14 protein-coding genes, 1 tRNA gene and 2 pseudogenes are annotated in these 18,506 nt (G+C 70.6%); 11 read left to right on the top strand and 6 right to left on the bottom strand.

Annotated elements, in window-relative coordinates:
• Positions 1–306 precede the first annotated feature (306 nt).
• The 3 genes from ACZ7DE_RS15855 to ACZ7DE_RS15845 all read left to right on the top strand — a co-directional run bounded on the left by ACZ7DE_RS15855 (position 307) and on the right by ACZ7DE_RS15845 (position 3,867).
• Positions 307–1,629 carry a hemolysin family protein gene (locus ACZ7DE_RS15855; RefSeq protein WP_470761464.1) on the top strand — a complete coding sequence of 441 codons (1,323 nt, stop codon included), beginning with the start codon at positions 307–309 and terminating at the stop codon, positions 1,627–1,629.
• The gene (locus ACZ7DE_RS15850; protein WP_470761462.1) at positions 1,626–2,645 is read left to right on the top strand and encodes a hemolysin family protein; all 1,020 of its coding nucleotides are present in this window, start codon (positions 1,626–1,628) and stop codon (positions 2,643–2,645) included. Before ACZ7DE_RS15855 ends, ACZ7DE_RS15850 begins: the two co-directional genes overlap by 4 nt.
• A 142-nt stretch (positions 2,646–2,787) precedes the next feature.
• The gene (locus ACZ7DE_RS15845) at positions 2,788–3,867 is read left to right on the top strand and encodes an acyltransferase family protein (RefSeq protein ID WP_470762034.1); all 1,080 of its coding nucleotides are present in this window, start codon (positions 2,788–2,790) and stop codon (positions 3,865–3,867) included.
• A 52-nt stretch (positions 3,868–3,919) separates the two neighbouring features.
• Here ACZ7DE_RS15845 and ACZ7DE_RS15840 read toward each other — a convergent pair whose 3' ends face one another.
• Both ACZ7DE_RS15840 and ACZ7DE_RS15835 read right to left on the bottom strand, forming a co-directional pair.
• Positions 3,920–4,936: a polysaccharide deacetylase family protein gene (locus tag ACZ7DE_RS15840; protein ID WP_470761460.1), complete on the bottom strand. Its 1,017-nt coding sequence runs from the start codon at positions 4,934–4,936 to the stop codon at positions 3,920–3,922.
• Positions 4,937–5,052: 116 nt separating this feature from the next.
• Positions 5,053–6,027 carry a glycoside hydrolase family 11 protein gene (locus ACZ7DE_RS15835; RefSeq protein WP_470761458.1) on the bottom strand — a complete coding sequence of 325 codons (975 nt, stop codon included), beginning with the start codon at positions 6,025–6,027 and terminating at the stop codon, positions 5,053–5,055.
• A 1,268-nt stretch (positions 6,028–7,295) separates the two neighbouring features.
• Between ACZ7DE_RS15835 and chvE the strand changes: the two genes are divergently transcribed.
• Positions 7,296–8,393 carry a multiple monosaccharide ABC transporter substrate-binding protein gene (gene chvE, locus ACZ7DE_RS15830; RefSeq protein ID WP_470761456.1) on the top strand — a complete coding sequence of 366 codons (1,098 nt, stop codon included), beginning with the start codon at positions 7,296–7,298 and terminating at the stop codon, positions 8,391–8,393.
• Between the two features lie 122 nt (positions 8,394–8,515).
• On the opposite strand, the gene ACZ7DE_RS15825 is transcribed toward chvE, so the two are convergent.
• On the bottom strand, positions 8,516–8,866 hold the full coding sequence (locus ACZ7DE_RS15825; RefSeq protein WP_470761454.1) for a hypothetical protein: 351 nt from the start codon (positions 8,864–8,866) through the stop codon (positions 8,516–8,518).
• Between the two features lie 107 nt (positions 8,867–8,973).
• On the opposite strand from ACZ7DE_RS15825, the pseudogene ACZ7DE_RS15820 reads away from it, so the two are divergent.
• The 6 genes and pseudogenes from ACZ7DE_RS15820 to ACZ7DE_RS15795 all read left to right on the top strand — a co-directional run.
• Positions 8,974–9,105 (top strand): annotated as a pseudogene (locus tag ACZ7DE_RS15820) (potassium-transporting ATPase subunit C); the annotation flags it as partial.
• 101 nt (positions 9,106–9,206) lie between these two features.
• Positions 9,207–10,073 carry an AraC family transcriptional regulator gene (locus ACZ7DE_RS15815; protein WP_470762032.1) on the top strand — a complete coding sequence of 289 codons (867 nt, stop codon included), beginning with the start codon at positions 9,207–9,209 and terminating at the stop codon, positions 10,071–10,073.
• A gap of 307 nt (positions 10,074–10,380) precedes the next feature.
• Positions 10,381–12,411: a sensor histidine kinase gene (locus ACZ7DE_RS15810; RefSeq protein ID WP_470761452.1), complete on the top strand. Its 2,031-nt coding sequence runs from the start codon at positions 10,381–10,383 to the stop codon at positions 12,409–12,411.
• Positions 12,408–12,827 carry a roadblock/LC7 domain-containing protein gene (locus tag ACZ7DE_RS15805; protein ID WP_470761450.1) on the top strand — a complete coding sequence of 140 codons (420 nt, stop codon included), beginning with the start codon at positions 12,408–12,410 and terminating at the stop codon, positions 12,825–12,827. Before ACZ7DE_RS15810 ends, ACZ7DE_RS15805 begins: the two co-directional genes overlap by 4 nt.
• A gap of 258 nt (positions 12,828–13,085) precedes the next feature.
• Positions 13,086–13,880 carry a hypothetical protein gene (locus ACZ7DE_RS15800; protein ID WP_470761448.1) on the top strand — a complete coding sequence of 265 codons (795 nt, stop codon included), beginning with the start codon at positions 13,086–13,088 and terminating at the stop codon, positions 13,878–13,880.
• Between the two features lie 363 nt (positions 13,881–14,243).
• Positions 14,244–14,684, top strand: coding sequence for a VOC family protein (locus ACZ7DE_RS15795; protein ID WP_470761446.1), 441 nt, complete (start codon positions 14,244–14,246; stop codon positions 14,682–14,684).
• Between the two features lie 299 nt (positions 14,685–14,983).
• On the opposite strand, the pseudogene ACZ7DE_RS15790 reads toward ACZ7DE_RS15795, so the two are convergent.
• Positions 14,984–15,109, bottom strand: a pseudogene (locus tag ACZ7DE_RS15790) (Uma2 family endonuclease); the annotation flags it as partial.
• A gap of 143 nt (positions 15,110–15,252) precedes the next feature.
• Between ACZ7DE_RS15790 and ACZ7DE_RS15785 the strand changes: the two are divergent.
• Positions 15,253–16,101, top strand: coding sequence for a hypothetical protein (locus tag ACZ7DE_RS15785; protein ID WP_470761444.1), 849 nt, complete (start codon positions 15,253–15,255; stop codon positions 16,099–16,101).
• A 182-nt stretch (positions 16,102–16,283) separates the two neighbouring features.
• Here ACZ7DE_RS15785 and ACZ7DE_RS15780 read toward each other — a convergent pair.
• A tRNA-Arg gene (locus ACZ7DE_RS15780) sits at positions 16,284–16,356 on the bottom strand.
• Positions 16,357–16,640: 284 nt separating this feature from the next.
• The gene (locus tag ACZ7DE_RS15775) at positions 16,641–18,293 is read right to left on the bottom strand and encodes an IclR family transcriptional regulator domain-containing protein (RefSeq protein ID WP_470761442.1); all 1,653 of its coding nucleotides are present in this window, start codon (positions 18,291–18,293) and stop codon (positions 16,641–16,643) included.
• Between the last annotated feature and the right edge of the window lie 213 nt (positions 18,294–18,506).

Here is an 18,506-nt window from a genome sequence, read left to right as displayed (position 1 = left end):
GAACCGCATCCGGAACCACAGCCGGAACATCCGGGTCCGGCACCGGAACCGGATCCGGCGCGGCTGCCGGGACCGCATCCGGCACCGCAGGCCGAACGTCGTGCGGACGGGCAGGACTGAGACTCGGTAGGGGTCCGCCCGTCCGGGAACACGGGCAGGACCGTCGTCGTTGCCAAGGTGAACGTTCCAGTGAAGGAGTCACCCATTGTCCGCCAGATCGACGGACTCCCCGGGGCACAGTCCCCGACCATCCCGCCGCATCTCTTCTGAGGACGGCACGCACGGCACACGGCGGGGTGGTGTTCGATGACGAGTGCCGTTCTCGGGCTGCTGGCCGTCCTGCTCCTGACCCTGGGCACCGGCTACTTCGTCGCCCAGGAGTTCGCGTACGTGTCCGCCGACCGTCTCGCCCTCGCCCGCCAGGCCGAGGCCGGAGACCGGCAGGCCGCCCGCGCCCTGAAGGTGCTGGAGCGGCTGTCGTTCATGCTGTCCGGCGCCCAGCTCGGCATCACCGTCACCGGCCTCGTCGTCGGCTTCGTCGCCGAACCGTCGGTGTCCGCGCTGCTCGACCCCGTCCTGACGGGCGTCGGCATCCCCGAAGGCGCCGTCGGCGGCATCTCCGTCGTGCTCGCCTTCGTACTGGCCACGGTCGTGCAGATGGTGATCGGCGAGCTGGCCCCCAAGAACCTCGCCATCGCCGTCCCCGAGCGGCTGGCGAAGTCGCTGGCCGGCTCCACGCTGGCGTATCTGAAGGTGGTGGGGCCCGTCGTGCACGTCTTCGACGGCGCGGCGAACCGGCTGCTGCGCGGGGCCGGCATCGAACCGGTCGAGGAGCTGCACCACGGCGCGACCCTGGAGGAACTCGGACATCTGATCGGCGAGTCCCACGAGCAGGGCCAGCTCCCCACGACGACCGCCGAACTCCTCGACCACGCCCTGGAGTTCTCCGAGCGCACGCTCGACGAGGTCATGGTGCCCCGCGCGGACTCCGTCTTCGTCCGCAAGGACGCGAACCTCGCCGAGGCGGTCGAGCTGATCGCCGTGCACGGTCACTCCAACTATCCCGTGCTCGGGGACCACCCCGACGACGTCGCCGGCGTGCTCGGCGTGCGGGAGCTGACCGCCCTGCCCGCCGACCGCTTCACCGACACCACGGCGGCCGCGGCCGCCCGCCGCCCCCTGCTGCTGCCGGACACGCTCCCGCTGCCGGACGCGGTGGAGCAGATGCGGGCCCGGGGCGACGAGTTCGCCGTCGTCCTGGACGAACACGGAGGGGTCGCCGGCATCGTCACCTACGAGGACATCGCCGAGGAACTGGTCGGCGACATCGCCGACGAGTCGGACCGCGTGACCGCGATCGCGGTCACGGACGGCGACGGCTGGCTGGTGGACGCCGGACGCCGGCTCGACGAGGTGGCCGACGCCACCGGCGTCGAACTGCCCGAGGAGGACGACTACGACACCGTGGCCGGCCTGGTCGTCGACCGGCTGGGCCGCTTCCCGACCATCGGGGACCGTCTCGTCGTCGACCTGCCCGGCGGCGGCCGCGCGCGGATCGACGTGCACACCCTCGACCGGCATGTCCCCGACCGCGTGCGGATCGCGCTGCTGGAAGGTGAGCGGTCATGAGCTTCCCGACGGCGCTCTTCGTCACCGTCCTGCTGCTGATCGGCAGCGGGTTCTTCGTCGCCGCCGAGTTCGCCCTGGTCGCGGCCAAACGCCACCGCGTGGAGAAGGCGGCCGCCGAGGGACGGCGCGGCGCGGGCGCGGCCCTCGCCGGGATGCGCGAGCTGTCGCTGATGCTGGCCGGCGCACAGCTGGGCATCACCGTGTGCACCCTCGGCCTCGGCTCGGTCTCCAAGCCCGCGATCTCCCACGAGCTCGACCCGCTGCTGCGCCACCTGGGCCTGCCCGACGCGCTCAGCTACGGCGTCGCGTTCGCCGTGGCGATGATCGTGGTCGTGTTCCTGCACATGGTCGTCGGCGAGATGGCCCCCAAGTCCTGGGCCATCGCCCACCCCGAACGCTCGGCGATGCTGCTCTCCCCGCCCTTCCGGGCGGTGGTGAAGGCGGTGCGTCCACTGATCAGGGTGCTCAACGCGATGAGCAACGCCCTGGTACGGCTGTGCCGGGTCACCCCGCGCAACGAGCTGACGTCCGTCCACAACCGCGAGCAGCTCACCCACCTCGTCGAGGAGTCCGAGCGGCTCGGACTGATCAGCAAGGACGACTCGGAGCTGATCACCAACTCGCTGACCGAGCCCCAGACGCCGGTCGCCGACCTGCGGATCCCCGCCGAGCTGATCACCTGGGTACGGGCGGAGGCCGGCATCGGGGAGATCCTCGCCGTCGCGGCCGCGCACGACCACAGCCGTCTGCTGGTGCGCGACGCGGAGACGGTCGTCGGCTCCGTCCACGCCCGTGACGCCCTGGTCGCCCGCGCCCGGGGACGCACGGCCACCGCCCGGGACCTCGCCCGGCCCGTGCCCGAGCTGGCCGCGCAGGACACGGTCGGCGAGGCCATCGAGCGGCTGCGCCGCCGCCGCGCCACCCTCGCCGTCGTACGCGACGACGACGGCCGGCTCACCGGGATGGTCACCCTGGACGACCTGCTGGCGCGGCTGCTGCACCCGCAGTCGGCGTGAGCCGCCGGAGGGTCGCACCGGGAGGTCGCATCGCAGGGGCACATCGGAGGGTCGCTTCGGGGGGTCGCGTCGGGAGGTTTGCCCTCGGCGAAGATGGTTAGCAGGGCGGAAAAAGGTCCCACGGCTCCAGAAAGGCACGGGCATCGCACAGGCCACGCAGACCGACCTCACGCGACGCGACGTCCCCCGGACGGACCTCGCGCGACGAGGCGTCACACAGAGAGACGCGTTCTTCGACAACGCGAAGTACCTGGCGATCGTCCTGGTCGCGGTCGGCCATGCCTGGGAGCCGCTGCGCGAGGGCAGTCGCACGGTCACCGCGCTGTACATGTTCGTCTACGCCTTCCACATGCCGGCGTTCATCGTCGTCTCCGGCTACTTCTCGCGCGGCTTCGACGGCAGCCCCCGGCACGTCAGGCGACTGATCACCGGCGTCGTCGTGCCGTACGTGGTCTTCGAGGTGGCGTACTCCCTGTTCACCCGGTGGACCGACGACGACCCGGGCCGCGAGATCAGCCTGCTGGACCCGCTCTACCTGACCTGGTTCCTCGCCGCCCTCTTCATCTGGCGGCTGACCGCGTCCCTCTGGCGACTCGTCCGGTGGCCGCTGCCGCTCGCGCTGGTCATCGCGATGCTCGCGACCCTCTCGCCCACCATCGGCAAGGACCTCGCCCTGCAGCGGGTCCTGCAGTTCCTGCCCTATTTCGTTCTCGGCCTGCTGCTGCGGCCGGAGCACTTCCGGCTGGTGCGCCGCCGTGCGGCACGCGCCCTGGCCGTGCCCGTCGTCGCGGCCGCCCTGGCCGTGGCGTACTGGGCGGTCCCGCGGATGGACTACGCCTGGTTCTTCCACGACGCCGCCGCCGTGCAACTCGGCGCACCCGCCTGGTCCGGCCCCGTGATGACGCTGGCGACCTTCGGCTGCTCGGCCGTCCTCGTGGCCTGTTTCCTCGCCTGGGTACCGGGACGCCGCACCTGGTTCACCGCGCTCGGCGCGGCCACGCTCTACGGCTATCTGCTCCACGGTTTCGTCAAGCAGTTCGCGGGACGCGCCCACTGGTACGACCACCACTGGATCCACCAGCCCGTCGGCGTCCTCACGGTGACCCTCGTCGCCGCCGTGACCGTGACCCTGCTGTGCACGCCCCCCGTACGGCGGGCCTTCCGCTGCGTGCTGGAGCCGAAGGCCGAGTGGGCGTTCCGGCGGACCGGCGCGGACGGCTAGGGACGCCGCGCCGTGCCGCTCCGCCGGAACGCCGTTTCGCGGAGCGGACGGGTCAGCTCGCGGTGCAGGAGACCGTGGGCCAGGTCCAGTTGCCGTTGGGCTGGACGGTGACGCCGAAGGTGTTGCCGCTGCCGTTGGGTTTGGCGGTCAGCACCTGGGCGCTGGGGTAACTGACGCTGGTGTTCCAGGTGGACAGAACCTTGGCGGGGGAGGGGATGTTCATGGTGACGGTCCAGTTGCTGGATCCGGTGACGGAGACGTTGAGGTTGTAGCGGTCGCTCCACTGCTGACCGGCGGAGAGACTCGCGGTGCACGCGCCGCCGCCACCGCCACCGCCACCGCCCCCGCCCCCGCCCCCGCCTCCACCGGAGCCGCCGCCGTCGGGGGCGACGGCTCGGCCGGTCTGCGGGGAGATCGTTCCGGCGCACAGGCCGCGACCGGCCAGCCCCTGCGCGATCCGCGGGATCGCGGCGAGCGTGTTGGCCGACCAGTCGTGCATGAGGATGACCTGGCCGTTGGTGAGCCGGGCCGCGGCCTGCACGATCGCGTCCGTGCTCGCGCCGTTCCAGTCCTGCGAGTCGACGTTCCAGATGATCTCGGTCAGACCGTACTTGGCCTCGACCGCCTTCACCGTCGAGTTGGTCTCGCCGTACGGCGGCCGGAACAGTTTCGGCGTCCCGCCGCCCGCGTTGGCGATGGCCTGCTGGGTCCGGGAGATCTCCGAGTCGATCTGCGCCTGGCTCTGCTGGGTCAGATGCGGGTGGGTGTAGCTGTGGTTGCCGACCCACATTCCGGCGGCGACCTGGGCCCGCACCAGGGACGGGTTGGCCGCCGCGTACTGACCCTCGTTGAACATGGTGGCCCGCAGCCCGTTCTGCTTGAGCGCGTTGAGCAGGGCCGACGTGTTGCCGGACGGGCCGTCGTCGAAGGTGAGCCCGACGTACCCGTTGCAGGCGGCGGCCTGTGCCGGGGCGGCGGCCTGGACGGTGAGGGTGCAGGCGGCGGCCGTCGCGACGACGACCAGCCTGGTCACCAGGGCGCGTAACGACAGGGGTGGTCTGGTGCTCATGGGGAGTGGTCCTCCAGCCTGAGGCGGGGGTGCGGGGTGCGGGGTGCGGGGTGCGGGTGCCGGGTGGGGTGCTTGGGTGCGTGGCGCGCGGGCGCGGGGGCGCGGGGGCGCGGGGGTCAGCTCGCGGTGCAGGAGACCGTGGGCCAGGTCCAGTTGCCGTTGGGCTGGACGGTGACGCCGAAGGTGTTGCCGCTGCCGTTGGGTTTGGCGGTCAGCACCTGGGCGCTGGGGTAACTGACGCTGGTGTTCCAGGTGGAGAGGACCTTCGCCGGGGAGGGCACGTTCATCGTGACGGTCCAGTTGCTGGATCCGGTGACGGAGACGTTGAGGTTGTACCGGTCGCTCCACTGCTGGCCCGCGGACAGGGTCGCCGTGCAGCCGCTGCTGCCGCCTCCGCCGGTGCCGCCGCCCGAACCGGTGCCGCCTACTGTGATGTTGGAGTTGCCGCTGCTCTGGTAACCCTCGGTCGCGAGGATCATGTAGTAGTTGAAGCTGCCGAGCGGCATCCCGGCGCGGGCCCAGGCGTCGAAGTGGTTGCCGGTGGTGATGGTGCCGCCCGTCCGCTTCGACTGCCGGACGCTCCAGTACTGGTCGAAGGTCCGAGTGCCCTCGACGGAAGGGGCGTTGTAGCGCGTCGTCCTGTAAATGTCGTACGTGCCGCCGTCGCTGGTCACGGTGCCCTTGTACGTTCCCGTGGGCCGGTACGTGCCCCAGTTGTCGACGATGTAGTACTCCACGAGCGGATTCGACGTCCACCCGTAGAGGGCCAGGTAGGCGTTCCCGGAGGGGTTGAAGGTGCCCGAGTAGGTCACGCTTCGCCGTCCGCCGTTGCTCCAGCCCTTGCCGGCGACGAAGTTCCCGGTGTTGCGCCAGGAGGTGCCGTAGCTGCCGCCCGAGCCCAGGTTCATGGAGACCGTGCCGGGCGAGTCGGTCCAGAACGAGTAGTAGTAACCGTTGTTGGTGCCGGTCTGGTTGGTGGTGACGACCGTGTCGGCGTGGGCGATGCCGGGCGACATCAGCGCGGCGACAGCGACCAGGACCGTGGTGCAGACACCGCTGAGGAACAGCCTGAAACGTGCGGGTGCGTTCATGAACGTGCTTCCTCCTCGTCCTCATGAAAGCCGACGGGGGCCGGCAGGCGATGCGGGCCCCCGGATTGACCGACAGTTTTGGTATGGCCCTGCCAACTGTCAATACTTTCGGCAATGATCTCGAAACATTCGCACGGGCGGGATGCCGGTGGTGGAATGAAAATCAGCAGCTAAGACGGGCGATATGGGAGAGTGGATCGTCAATGATGATCGAAACACCGAATTCCAAGATCAGTGCTCCGTGAGGTGAATTCCGAATGTTTCGAAGCCTTTCCGGTCCGATTGCTGAGACGAAGAGCGCACCCCGCCGCCCAGAGCCCCGGCCCCCGGCCCCCGGTCCTCGGCCCCGGCCTCCAGCCCCCGGCCCCCGGTCCTCGGCCCCGGCCTCCAGCCCCCGGCCCCCGGTCCTCGGCCCCGGCCTCCAGCCCCCGGCCTCCAGCCCTCGGCCCCGGCCTCCGGCCGCCGGGTTCCTGGGCCGTTGCCGTTCGTCCCATTGACACCTCACGCAACTCCTCTTACTGTCGCGCCAGCGTGCCGACCATGTGACGAAATTTCGAACGCTTGAAGGGCAAGTGCCTTGCGCGCCAACGGAATCAGCACACGGGTGGTCGGAACGCCGTGGCGCAACCCGGCGTACTTACAGGCGCACACCGACCACGGGGCCCCGAGACCTGACGGGATCCGGCTGCGGGGCCGAGTCGAAGCGAAGACCTGTGAGATCGGCGAGATCGGCGAGACCTGCGAGGTCGGCCAGACCGGCGCTCTGCGGCGCGACAATGGGGCACTTGGTCTCCGACTCGCGACATGTGCCCGGCGCCGTGACCCGCAGTCCGTCCAGCGGGACCTTCCGACGGTCCGCCGCCCATGAGACATGTGCAGCACACCGGCACCACCGCCGAACTCGGCGGCACCGTGCGGATCTTCGAGGCCGCCGAGCGGACCCGCCGCGGCACACCCCTCTCTCCGCTCTCTCCAGTCGCTCTGACTGAAGTCTGGTCCGTCCCACGGCGCCCGGCGCCCGTCCGCGCGTGCGGCCCCCTGCGGGATCCACCCGGGGCCCGCCCACGAGCGCCGGCACGGCACACCACCTTCGCTCGCGACGGCGACGCCCCGCGCCCGACCCGCTCCGGGCCGGCGCCCGACTCGCGTCCGTCCCGCTCTCGACCTGCTCGCCCGGCCGGTTCGTCCGGCCGAGCAGGCGCCGCCCCCTGCCGCTACGGGGTACGCCGTCATCCTCTCAACGACGAGAAGAACTAGGAACGATCACCATGCGCAACCGAAGAGCCGCTCTCGCCACCCTCGCCGGAGCCGCCTCCCTGGCTCTCACCCTGTCCGCCTGCGGCCAGACCACCAGGACCGGCACCGAGGCCCGCTCGGGGGACGAGACCATAGGCATCGCCATGCCGACCCAGGCTTCCGAGCGCTGGCTCACCGACGGCAAGAGCGTCGTCGACGACCTCAAGGCCAAGGGGTACAGGACCAAACTGGTCTACGGCCAGGACGACCCGAAGACCCAGGTCGCGCAGATCGAGAAGCTCGTCGAGGAGGGCGTCGACGCACTGATCATCGCCGCCATCGACAACAAGTCGCTGAACGGCGTCCTCCAGAAGGCCGCGGCCGCGAAGATCCCGGTGATCTCCTACGACCGGCTCATCCTCGGCACCCAGAACGTCGACTACTACGTCTCCTTCGACAACGAGCAGGTCGGCCGGCTCCAGGCCCTCTACATCATCGACAAGCTCGGCCTGGAGGACGGCAAGGGCCCGTACAACATCGAGCTGTTCGCCGGGTCCCCCGACGACAACAACACCAAGTTCTTCTTCGACGGCTCGATGCACCTGCTGCAGCAGTACCTGGACACGAAGCAACTGGTCGTGCAGTCCGGCCAGACCGCGCTGGACGAGGTCTCCACCCTGCGCTGGGACGGTCCGACCGCGAAGAAGCGCATGAACGCCCTCCTGTCCGAGTCGTACCGGAACAAGAAGGTCGACGCGGTGCTGTCGCCGTACGACGGCATCTCCATCGGCGTCCTGTCCGCGCTGAAGGCGGACGGCTACGGCTCCGGCAACAAGCCCCTCCCGATCATCACCGGCCAGGACGCGGAACTGGCCTCGGTGAAGTCGATCATCGCGGGCGAGCAGTCGCAGACCATCTACAAGGACATCCGCGAACTCGCCGCGATCGCCTCGGACATGGTCGACGACATACTCAACGACAAAACGCCGAAGGTGAACAACAGACGGTCCTACAAGAACGGCGTCAAGGCCGTGCCGGCCCACCTGCTCCAGCCGACGAGCGTCGACCGGACCAACTACGAGTACGTCCTGGTCGCGGGCGGCTACTACACGGACGCGGAACTCAAGTAGCGGCGCACACAAGCCGCTCACGCGGCGCCCGGCGAACACCGTGGCCGCGTCGACGGCCGGCGGTCGGCGGCTGACCGCCGGCGGGCAATCGGTGCCGGTGCCGCCGCCCGCCCGGTCCGCCCCTAGCCTGCTCTGGAGCGCGCCTTCTCGGCCTGACGGAAGTCGAGGTACGACATCGCCACGACCAGCAGTGGCACGAGGGTCCACAGCAACGCGAGGCGGAGACGGCCCTCGGTCAGCGCGCCGACCAGGACCACGGCGACGGCGCTTCCGACGAAGCCGAAGAACTGACGGTAGGAGCGGAACCCGCCCCCCGTCGCCGTGGCGGGATCGTCCTCTTCGGCGAACGCGGCCCGCACGGGGTGCCCGTCGCCCTCGCGCCGGGCCCGCTGCCACGCGAAGAACCAGCGGGCGACCGCGTAGAGAACGAAGACGCCCAGGAAGATCCACCACTCGGTGGCATCGTCGGGCAATGAACGCGCAAGTGTCATGAACACCGCGTTCCCCGCCTCCGGGGGAGCAGACGGTTCCGCATCGGGGCGCCCCCACGGGCGCAGCCGGACGCCTGCGATGCGCTCGGCTGTCCGTGACCCAGGTGGAGAAGCTGGTCGACGCCCACACCGAGAGCCGCACCCTCGGCTTCATCGGGGAGTCCCGGGTGAACGTCCTGGAGCTCGACATCGCCCTCGCCGAACTCCTGACGAAGAGCTGACGGCGCCGGCCGTCGTACCCGACCGGACCGGGCACAGGATGTCGGGTCCGGCAGGGTGGTTCCTTCCTAACGTGAGTGATCGAAAGGGAAGGGGGGCCGGGGTGCTGGAGCGGCTGAACCAGGCCATGGAGCACATTGAGCAGCACCTCGATCGGCAGATCGAGGGGGCCGACCTGGCGCGGATCGTGGTGACTTCGGAGTACCACTTCCGGCGGCTGTTCTCCGCGCTGGCGGGCGTCCCGCTGTCGCAGTACATCCGGCGCAGGCGGCTCACGCTCGCCGGCGCCGAGGTGCTGGCCGGGGACCGGACGCTGCTGGAGATCGCGGTGCGGTACGGCTACACGTCGGGGGAGGCGTTCGCGCGTGCGTTCCGTGTCATGCACGGCATCGGTCCCGGCGAGGCCAGGCGGTCCGGTGCGAGTCTGCAGTCCCAGTCACGGCTGTCCTTCCGCCTCACCGTCGAAGGGAGCAGCAGCATGCGATACCGGGTCGTGGAGAAGGACGAGTTCCGAGTGGTCGGCAGGAAGGTGCGCGTCCCCCTCGTGCACGAGGGGGTGAACCCCGCCATCGCCGACTTCGTCCGGGGCATCGGGCAGGAGACGCTGCAGCGCATGCGGAGTCTGTCCGACCAGGCGCCGCAGGGGATCGTAGGAGTGAGTGACAACCTCGACCCGAGTCGGGCGGAAGGAACCGAACTCGACTACTACCACGGGGTGGTGACCCGAGCGGCCGTGCCCGAGGACATGGACGCGCTCACCGTGCCGGCCGGGACGTGGGCCGTCTTCGACAGCTCCGGGCCGTTTCCGCAGGCACTGCAGTACCTGTGGCGGGACGTGTTCACGCAGTGGTTCCCGTCCAATCCGTACCGGAGCCGGCCGGGGCCGGAGATCCTGCGGACCCGGCTGTCGCAGGACGCCACGCAGGCGGACGCGGAGCTGTGGATCCCCGTGGAGCGGAACACGGCCTGAACGGCGGTGTGCGGCGACCCGGGCCGTCGCACACGACCCCGTCCTACGGTCACAGTCTCCTGGCCTGCGGTGTGAGGGCGGCGCAACTCAAGTACCCACGGGGTCTAACAGCTCGGAAACCGGCCGCCACGGCGGTGGGGCTAGCTTCGTGACTATGAGGGTGTGGACGCCACTTCGGACGTTGCCCGGCACGCTCGGCGCAGTCGCCAAGGGCCTTCTCGGCAGGGGCCGTTCAGAGCGTCGTCATGGTGGCCGCACGACTCCCGGCCGTCGGCCGCTGCCTGGCTGGCGCAGCATCAGAAGCCGTGTGGCGGTGGTCATCACGGTCCCGATCTGCCTGCTGCTGACGGTCGCCGGACTGGCCGTCTACGGTCGCGCCGAGGCCCTCGGCAACGCCCGGACGACCCGTGCCGAGGTCGGCCTCAGCCTGCGTGTCCAGGCGCTGGTACACCAGCTTCAACGTGAACGCGGCCTGACGAACGGCCTGTTAGGGGGTGAGGAGAGCTTCCGCACACCGCTCGCGGCCACGCGCACACGCGTGGACACGGCACTGCGCGCCATGCGACCCGAACGTGCCGTGGAGGAGGTCGTCCAGCGGCACCTGCGACGCCTGGCCGCCGTCCGCGCCACAGCCGACAAGGGCCCCGTCGGCACTCCCACCGGTGGCACGCCCACCGCCGGCACTCCCACCGGTGACACGGGCGCCGCCGACCGGGCCGCCACGCTTGCCTTCTACACCGCCGCCGTCGACGCCCTCAACGCCGTCGACCCGGTCGCGGAGACCGCGACACGCGCCGACGGTCGACTCAGCGACGGACTCACGGCGTTGCGGGAACTGGCCGCGGCCAAGGAGTCCGTCGCCCTCGAACGCGGCCTTCTCAACGGGGTGTTCGCCGACGGCGCATTCCACGGCCGCGAATACCTCACCTTCACCGAGGTGCGCGCCACGCGTGTCGCCGCCCTCGCCCGCTACCGGCAGGTCGCCACCGCGCCCCAGCGCGCCGCCCTGAAGAACGCCTTCGGCACGCAGGACGCCGAACGCGCCACCGCCTACGAGAAAAGGGCGGAAGGCGCTGCCGACGGCTCCGCGCTGCGCGTCGACGCCGGCGCCTGGTGGGACGCGATGACCGTGCTCGTCGACGATCTGTACGCCGTCCAGCAGTCGGTCGGCGGCGACGTGCGGGACCGGGCCGACCGACTCAGCCAGGACGCCGAGCTGGGCCTTGCCGCATATCTCGCCGCGGGAACGCTCATGGCCGCCCTCGTCGCGGGTCTCGCCGCCTTCGCCTCGCGTTCGCTCACGCGCCCGCTCGGCTCACTCGCCGAAGCCGCCCACGACGTGGCGCGGCGCCGGCTGCCCTCAACCGTCGCCCGTATCCAGCAGTTCCCGCAGGACCAGGCGGAGTTCCTCCTGCCCGAGGCCCCGGACCGCCCCGAGACCCGGACGCTGGGCGGCGCGGCGGAGATCGCCGAGGTCGCGGCCTCCCTGCACCACGTGGAACACACCGCTCTCCACCTGGCCGCCCAGCAGGCCGGCCTGCGCCGCAACACCACCGAATCGCTCGCCAACCTCGGCCGCCGCAACCAGAACCTCGTACGTCGTCAGCTCAGCCTCATCACCCGTCTGGAACGGCAGGAGCTCGACCCGGACGCCCTCGCCGAGCTCTTCGAGCTGGATCACCTCGCCACCCGGATGCGGCGCAACGCCGAGAGCCTGCTGGTCCTGGCCGGGCAGAACCCGCCCCGGCCCATGGCGGCGCCCGCCGACGGCCTGGAAGTCGTCCAGTCCGCCGTCGCCGAGGTGGAGCAGTACCGGAGGGTCCTGATCGCGACCGTGGAGCCGGTGCGGGTACGCGGGCACGCCGTCGCCGACGTCGCCCACCTCCTCGCCGAACTCATCGAGAACGGGCTGAACTTCTCGCCGCCGACCGAACCGGTCGAGGTGCACGGCTGGTACGACGGCGAGGACCGGACGTACAGCTTCGCGGTCGTCGACCACGGCATCGGCATGTCCGAAGCCGACAAGGAACGTGCCAACGCCCGCCTCTCCGACTCCGGCGAGGAAGCCCTTCTCGCCGCGCCCACCCGGTTCCTCGGCCACCTCGTCGTCGGCCGACTCGCCCACCGCCTCGGTGAGGGCGCGCAGGTCCAGCTCTTCGACACCCCTGGCGGCGGCTTGTCCGCACTTCTCGTCCTTCCCGATCGCCTGCTGGCGCCCGCGCAGGAAGGCCCCGCCACACCCCCGCCCGCCAGACCCGCCGTCTCCTCCCTGCTCAACGGCTTTCGAGCAGGTGTCGCCCGTGCCGAGGCCAGAAGCACCCAAGGAGTGTCATCGTGACCACCGCAGTCCAGAGTTTCGGCTGGCTCATCTCGGAGTTCGTACGCACCACCGACGGCGTCACCGACGCTGTCGCCGTCTCCTGCGACGGCCTGCTCATGGCCGCCTCGGACAGCCTCGGCCGAGATCGCGCCGACCACCTGGCCGCAGTCGTCTCCGGCATCACCAGCCTCGCCCAGAACGCGGCGACGGCACACGGCTTCCACGGCATGAAGCTCGTCATGATCGAAATGCTCGGGGGCTTCATGATGGTCGGCCGCATCCGCGACGGCAGTTGCCTCGGCGTTCTCGCCGCCGAGGGATGCGACGTCGGCCTGGTCGGCTATGAGATGGCCGTCCTCGCCGACCGCGTCGGCGAGTTGCTCACCCCGCAGCTGATCCGCGAACTGAACTCCACGCCTCTGGCCGCGGGATAGCCACAGCGCGCTGCGACTGCCCGGCCCCCGGGGCGGGTTGCCCACGACAGACCCTTGTGGCCGGTGACGCCGTCGCGGGCGACGCCGCGGGGTGACGCCGGTGAGGAACTTGTCGAGCAGGGGCAGCTCGCCGGCGCGGAAAGGCTTGCCCGGCAGGGCACTTCGCCGGTTCCGGCTAGGCTCCGCGTGAACTACGGCCTCGGCACGCCGGGGCTTCTTGCGCGGATGCTCTCAGCCGGGGCACCGGGGGGTGGGCGAATGATGAATGCTTCTGCTGCCGGAAGACGGCTCGTCGCGGCCGCGGGCGTCGTGTCGGTGCTGGCGCTGACGGGCGCGTGCGGCGGGGACGGCGCCGGGGACGACGCCGGGGGACGTGAGTCCGCGACCGCCGGGTCCGCCTCGCCGACGAACTCGGCGCCGCGGCAGTCAGCCGGATCTCCCGCCGCCGCGGCCGGGAAGACGCTCGACCAGAAGGGCCTCGACCGCCTGGCGCTCACCGAGCACGACGTCCCCGGCTACACCGTCAACACCGTCACGGGCAAGGGCAGCCCGGTGGACCACGACATGCTCACGACCTACCGCGCCGTCACACCCGCACCTTGCCGACCCGTCTACGCGGCCGCACAACTGGGCAGCCTGCACGACTTCACGGCCCGGGTCAGCCAGGACGTCGTGTCCGCCTCCGACGATCTCGGGCAGCACGCCAGTGTCGGCCTGACGTCCTACACCCTTGCCGACGCCCGCACGGCGATGACCGAACTGCGCGCAGCGCTTCCGAAGTGCACCACCGCCGAGCTGCGCCCGTCCGCCGCCCACCCCGGTGCAGGCCTGAGCTATTCCGACACCCAGCCCCGGTCCCTCTCCGGATACGGCGACGAGACACTCGCCTTCGACACCACCCAGGTCGTCAACAGCGGGGGACCAGGCCTCCCCGCCACCGTCCTGGTCGTCCGCCAGGGCTCCACCATCGCCACCTTCCTGTCCCTGAACCCCTTCCAGCCCCCGACCATCCCCCAGGACGTCATCGACGCCCAGCTGAAGAAACTCGCCTGATCTGGTCGGGCGGGGGAGGAGCAGGGGAGGGGCGGGCGGATGACGTACGCGCCACGGTCCACGGCACACCGCCGACCAGGCATTCCGCCCTGCACACCCGTAGCACCACGCGCGCGACACGCCCCCGGACGAGGACGAAAGGCCGGCCCGGAAGGGCCAGGGGCAGCTGCCACGACGTGGGCCTCGTGGAAGCCGTTCTCATCGTGCCGGCGGTGGGTTGGCGCATCCGGAGGAACCTCACCCGAGGCGCGATCCAGATTTTCGGGGTGCGGCGGTCTGCGGATGTCGAGAACGTGCCACCGGCTCCGTCCCAGGGACACCAGCGGCCACCACCGGCCGCACGAGGAAGAAGGAGAAACCGGCATGGCGATTCAGCGGATGGACAACGTCGGCATCGTCGTCGAGGACATGGACGCCGCCGTCGCGTTCTTCGTGGAACTCGGTATGGAGCTGGAGGGCAGGGGGGAGGTCGAGGGCCCCTTCGCGGACCAGTGCACCGGACTCGACGGCGTCCGCTGTGACATCGCGATGCTCCGGACCCCGGACGGTCACAGCAGGCTCGAGCTGGCGAAGTACCGCAGCCCCGAGGTGATCTGCGCCGGGCCCCGCAACCGGCCGCACAACGTTCTGGGCACGCACCGCGTGATGTTCGCCGTCGACGACATCGAGGACACCGTTGCCCGCCTGCGCCCTCACGGCGCCGAACTCGTCGGCGAGATCGCCCGGTTCGAGGACAGCTATCTGCTCTGCTACCTCCGCGGCCCGGCGGGCATCATCGTCGGACTGGCCGAGCAACTGCGCTGACCCGCGTCGTGCGGGACATGCAGCGCCAGGCCATGAGCCACATGGACTTGCATGTCAAAGGCCACCCAGGAACGTTCCTGGGTGGCCTTTGACATGTGCCCCCGACGGGATTCGAACCTGCGACACCCGCTTCAGGAGTGGGATCGCGTCGTTGCCGGGTGGTGCCGGCGCTGCCGCGCGGCGCAGTTTCCCCTGACCGGCACGGCACGACGAGCCACTTGATCCTGCTCATGCCGCCCTGCGTCGGACCGTCCGCCCCCGCATCGCTCACGCGCGGTTGGCTGCCGAACAGCTCCTGGTCAGACCTGCCCGAGGTCGATCTCCACCGGGAACGGGGCCACTACCTTGAGGACGCCGGTGAACAGGCCTCCGTCCCGGTAGGTCTTCGTCGCGGGGTCGAGAACGTAGGTGTACACGAGAGACACTGATCCCTGTCATCACCGAACGCGACGGGGCTGTCACATGCCTGTGACATGGGGCCGACGGTTCCGGGACGCATGACCCAATAGCGTTGTTCTCGCTGGTCAGAGAGGCCGGCGCGTCAGAAGCCAAACCGCCAGGAGCCGTCATGCGCACCGCACTCCGTACCACCCTCGCCCTCCTCGCTCTCGTGGGTACGGCCACCGCTTCTGTCGTGACAGCCACTGCCGCCGGCGCCGCCACCGCGTCCTCCACGAGCAGCACCTGCGTTGCCACCAAGACCATCCCCTCCGCCTTCGGTGGCTGGAAGGTCAAGCTGGTCAACAGCGCCGACAGCGGCGCGTCCGCCAAGCTCCTCGACGAGAAGGGCCACGTCGTCTCGACTGTGGACCAGAGCAGGACCGTCGACTCGGCCAATGGTCTGCGGATCACCGGAGTGCTCAGCGCCAAGCCCGTCTTCGGGCAGCGCAGCGAGGGTGGGTCCACCCCCTGGAAGTCCACCGCCTTCCCGGTGCTGTCCGCCGACTGCACGCAGAGCGGCAAGCTCGTGCGCACCCTGCGTCTCGACTCCCGTACGGCCGCGCAGATCTTCAAGGTCTCCGCCAGCCACTACCAGGCCCGCGTGTACCAGAGCGGCAAGCTGGTGCGGTTCATCGACGCGCACGGTCGCGCCGGCGCCGCCCTGTTCGGCAGCCGCACGCTCGTGCTGAACCCCGACGGCACGACCGTCACCTGGACCGGGGCCAAGACCGCCGCCAACCCGCGTCTCGGCCGCTACAAGCTTGCCAACGGTGCCATGGTGAAGCTCGTCAAGCGCGCGGGTGTCTACGGGGCGCAGCTGACCACCGGCCACGGCACGTTCTCCGTCGAATACGCCAAGGGTCGCCCGTCCGTCCAGCAGGACGACGTCACCCTGGTCGTCCTGGGCGCCGACGGCACCCTCAGCGGCTACGTCTACGGCAAGACCCAGAAGCCCCCGGTCTACCTGGGCGCCTGAGGCACCAGCGGCCCCTGACTTGTCCCTCTGGGCAGGTCAGGGGCCGTTTCCGCCGGCGAGTTCCTTGGCGGGACCGTCAGCGGATGCGTAGTTGATCAGCGGCGTGACCTGCCGCCCGCGTTGATGTCCGAAGTGCATGTCAAAGGCCACCTAGGAACGTTCCTAGGTGGCCTTTTGCGTTGTGCCCCCGGCAGGATTCGAACCTGCGACACCCGCTTTAGGAGAGCGGTGCTCTATCCCCTGAGCTACGAAGGCAGGGATGTTTGGGGGAGGGGTGGAAAACCGCCCTTATCGGGTGGATCTCGGCCCTGGAGAGGTCCCAGACATCCGCAGGGTGCATCACCTGCGTGGTGCACCGCGCACAGTCTAGCGGTTGTCGGCGGCGCGCCGAGGGAGACCTGGCGGCGGGCTCGTCGATTGCGTCGATCTTGGTGTGGTTCAGGCTGGTTGGGGATGGGGGCGTCTCGGGCGTCTCGGCGTTGGCGTCGGTGTTGGCCTGTGGGGGGACGGTCCATATGGGGGGTGTGTCGGGGGGCAGGTCAGGTCAGGGGGACCTGGGTGTAGCGGGCTGCTGTGTGGAGGTCCGTCTCGATGTGGGCGGCGGTTGATCTCAGGCCGGGGAGGATGTCGTGGAGGCATTCCTCCGTCGTGCGGCGGGCCACGTGGGTGGCTGCGTTCAGGGCGGCGATCACCCGGCCCGTCCGGTCGCGGATCGGGACCGCGATCGCACGCACGCCCTGCTCCAACTCCTCGTCCACCAACGCGTACGCGGCCGTGGGCGAGGGGGTTTGCAGGAGGACCTGGCCTGCCGAGGTCTTTGCGGCTGGGAGCCGGGTGCCGACCGCGACGTCCACGCTCATGACATGGCTCGCGGTCGCCCGGGCCGTGTACTGGATCTCGTCGCCCGGCTCGGTGAGGACCGCGAGGGACGTCGTCTCCTGGATCCGGTCCGTCAGGGTCCTCATGTGCGGGGTGGCGATCCGGGGGAGGGACGTGCGCGACAGGGGTGGGAAGCCGAGGGCCAGGACCCGGGGGGTGAGCGCGAAGGTCCGGTTGCGGGTCGGGGTCAGCAGGCCCAGGTGCTCGTACGTGATCAGGGCGCGGCGGGCCGTCGCCCTTGCCAGGCCGGTCGCCTTCGCGACCTCCGTGAGGGTCAGCTCGGCACGGCCCTCGCCGAACGCCGTCAGGACGGTCAGGCCGCGAGCGAGGGACTCGATGAACTCTCGGCCCAGTTCCTGCTTCGACGCGCCCGTCCAGATCGCCAGACCCGCGCGGGGCGGGCCGGGCTCCGGGAGCTGCGCGTGGCGCAGGTCGTCCTCCATCGTCGCCACGGCTGTCCGCAGGCGGGGGAGCAGCGTTGCGCGCAGATCGGCCGCCGTGTGCCGGCTCGTGTGGCTGACGACGTTCGCCACGCACGCGATGCGGGCGGTGCGCGGGTCCCTCACGGGGACGGAGACCGCCACCAGGCCGGGTTCGATCAGTTGGTCGTCCAGGGCGTAGTGCGCGGCGGCCGCCTGCGCCGTCCTCGCCGCGAAGTCGTCGACCGCGGATGCGCCCGAGGTCTCCGGGACGGCCGGGAAGTCACGGTTGTGCGGGTCCGCCGTCCGGCGGGTGCGCCAGTTCTGCCACTCCTCGTCCGTCCACTCCGTCGCGAACAGCGGGCCCGGCGCGGTGCGTTCGGCCGGGAGCAGGTCGCCGATGCGGAAGCTCAGGGACATCGCGCGCCGGCGGGTCGCCTGGTGGATGAAGCGGACGCCGTCGCGGTCGGCGACCGCCAGGGACACGGACTCGTCGAGTTCGTCGGCCAGGGCGTCGGCGCGGCCCGACAGCAGCGCGGGCAGGCGCAGGGCGGCCAGGTAGGCGTTGCCCAGCTCCATGACACGGGGGGTGAGGATGGCGTCCCGGCCGTCCAGGCGGACGTATCCCATGCGGGCGAGCGTGGCGACGATCCGGTCCACGGTGGAGCGGGCCAGACCCGTGGCGCGCTCGAGCGCGCTGAGACTCAGCACGCCGTTCGCCTCGGTGAGCCGGTGCAGCACGGTGATGCCGCGCATCAGCGGGGCGACGGCCTCGGCGGGGGCGACGGCCTCGGCGGGGGCGATGGGCTCGGCGGGCGCTGCGGCCCTGGAGGGGGCCACGGCCTCGTTGGGGGTGCTGGTGGTATCGCTGGAGGTGGGGTCGGACAGTGGCATGGGTGGTGTGTGCTCCCCGTGGAGGGTCTTCGGGACACCGTAACGGGGGCGACGGAGATATGCAGATCATCGGGTACGCGGCCGGGACGTCGGCGCGAGGGGGCGCGGGGGCGCGGGCTCCGGGGCGGGTGCCGTCCCGTGGCTTCTGCCGTCGGGGCCGGGCCCTCCGGTGGTGTGCCGACCGGTGGCGTGTGCCGTACTGGGGTACGTACT

The organism is Streptomyces sp. NPDC037083 (genome assembly GCF_055606485.1).
The sequence above is the reverse complement of the archived record's forward strand: the minus strand, read 5'-3'. Positions and strand labels throughout refer to the sequence as shown.

Coding starts and splice junctions, on each gene's coding strand:
- ACZ7DE_RS15785 (WP_470761444.1), top strand. CDS start 15,253: ATGCGCACCGCACTCCGTACCACCCTCGCCCTCCTCGCTCTCGTGGGT.
- ACZ7DE_RS15795 (WP_470761446.1), top strand. CDS start 14,244: ATGGCGATTCAGCGGATGGACAACGTCGGCATCGTCGTCGAGGACATG.
- chvE (WP_470761456.1), top strand. CDS start 7,296: ATGCGCAACCGAAGAGCCGCTCTCGCCACCCTCGCCGGAGCCGCCTCC.
- ACZ7DE_RS15835 (WP_470761458.1), bottom strand. CDS start 6,027: ATGAACGCACCCGCACGTTTCAGGCTGTTCCTCAGCGGTGTCTGCACC.
- ACZ7DE_RS15840 (WP_470761460.1), bottom strand. CDS start 4,936: ATGAGCACCAGACCACCCCTGTCGTTACGCGCCCTGGTGACCAGGCTG.
- ACZ7DE_RS15850 (WP_470761462.1), top strand. CDS start 1,626: ATGAGCTTCCCGACGGCGCTCTTCGTCACCGTCCTGCTGCTGATCGGC.
- ACZ7DE_RS15800 (WP_470761448.1), top strand. CDS start 13,086: ATGATGAATGCTTCTGCTGCCGGAAGACGGCTCGTCGCGGCCGCGGGC.
- ACZ7DE_RS15775 (WP_470761442.1), bottom strand. CDS start 18,293: ATGCCACTGTCCGACCCCACCTCCAGCGATACCACCAGCACCCCCAAC.
- ACZ7DE_RS15855 (WP_470761464.1), top strand. CDS start 307: ATGACGAGTGCCGTTCTCGGGCTGCTGGCCGTCCTGCTCCTGACCCTG.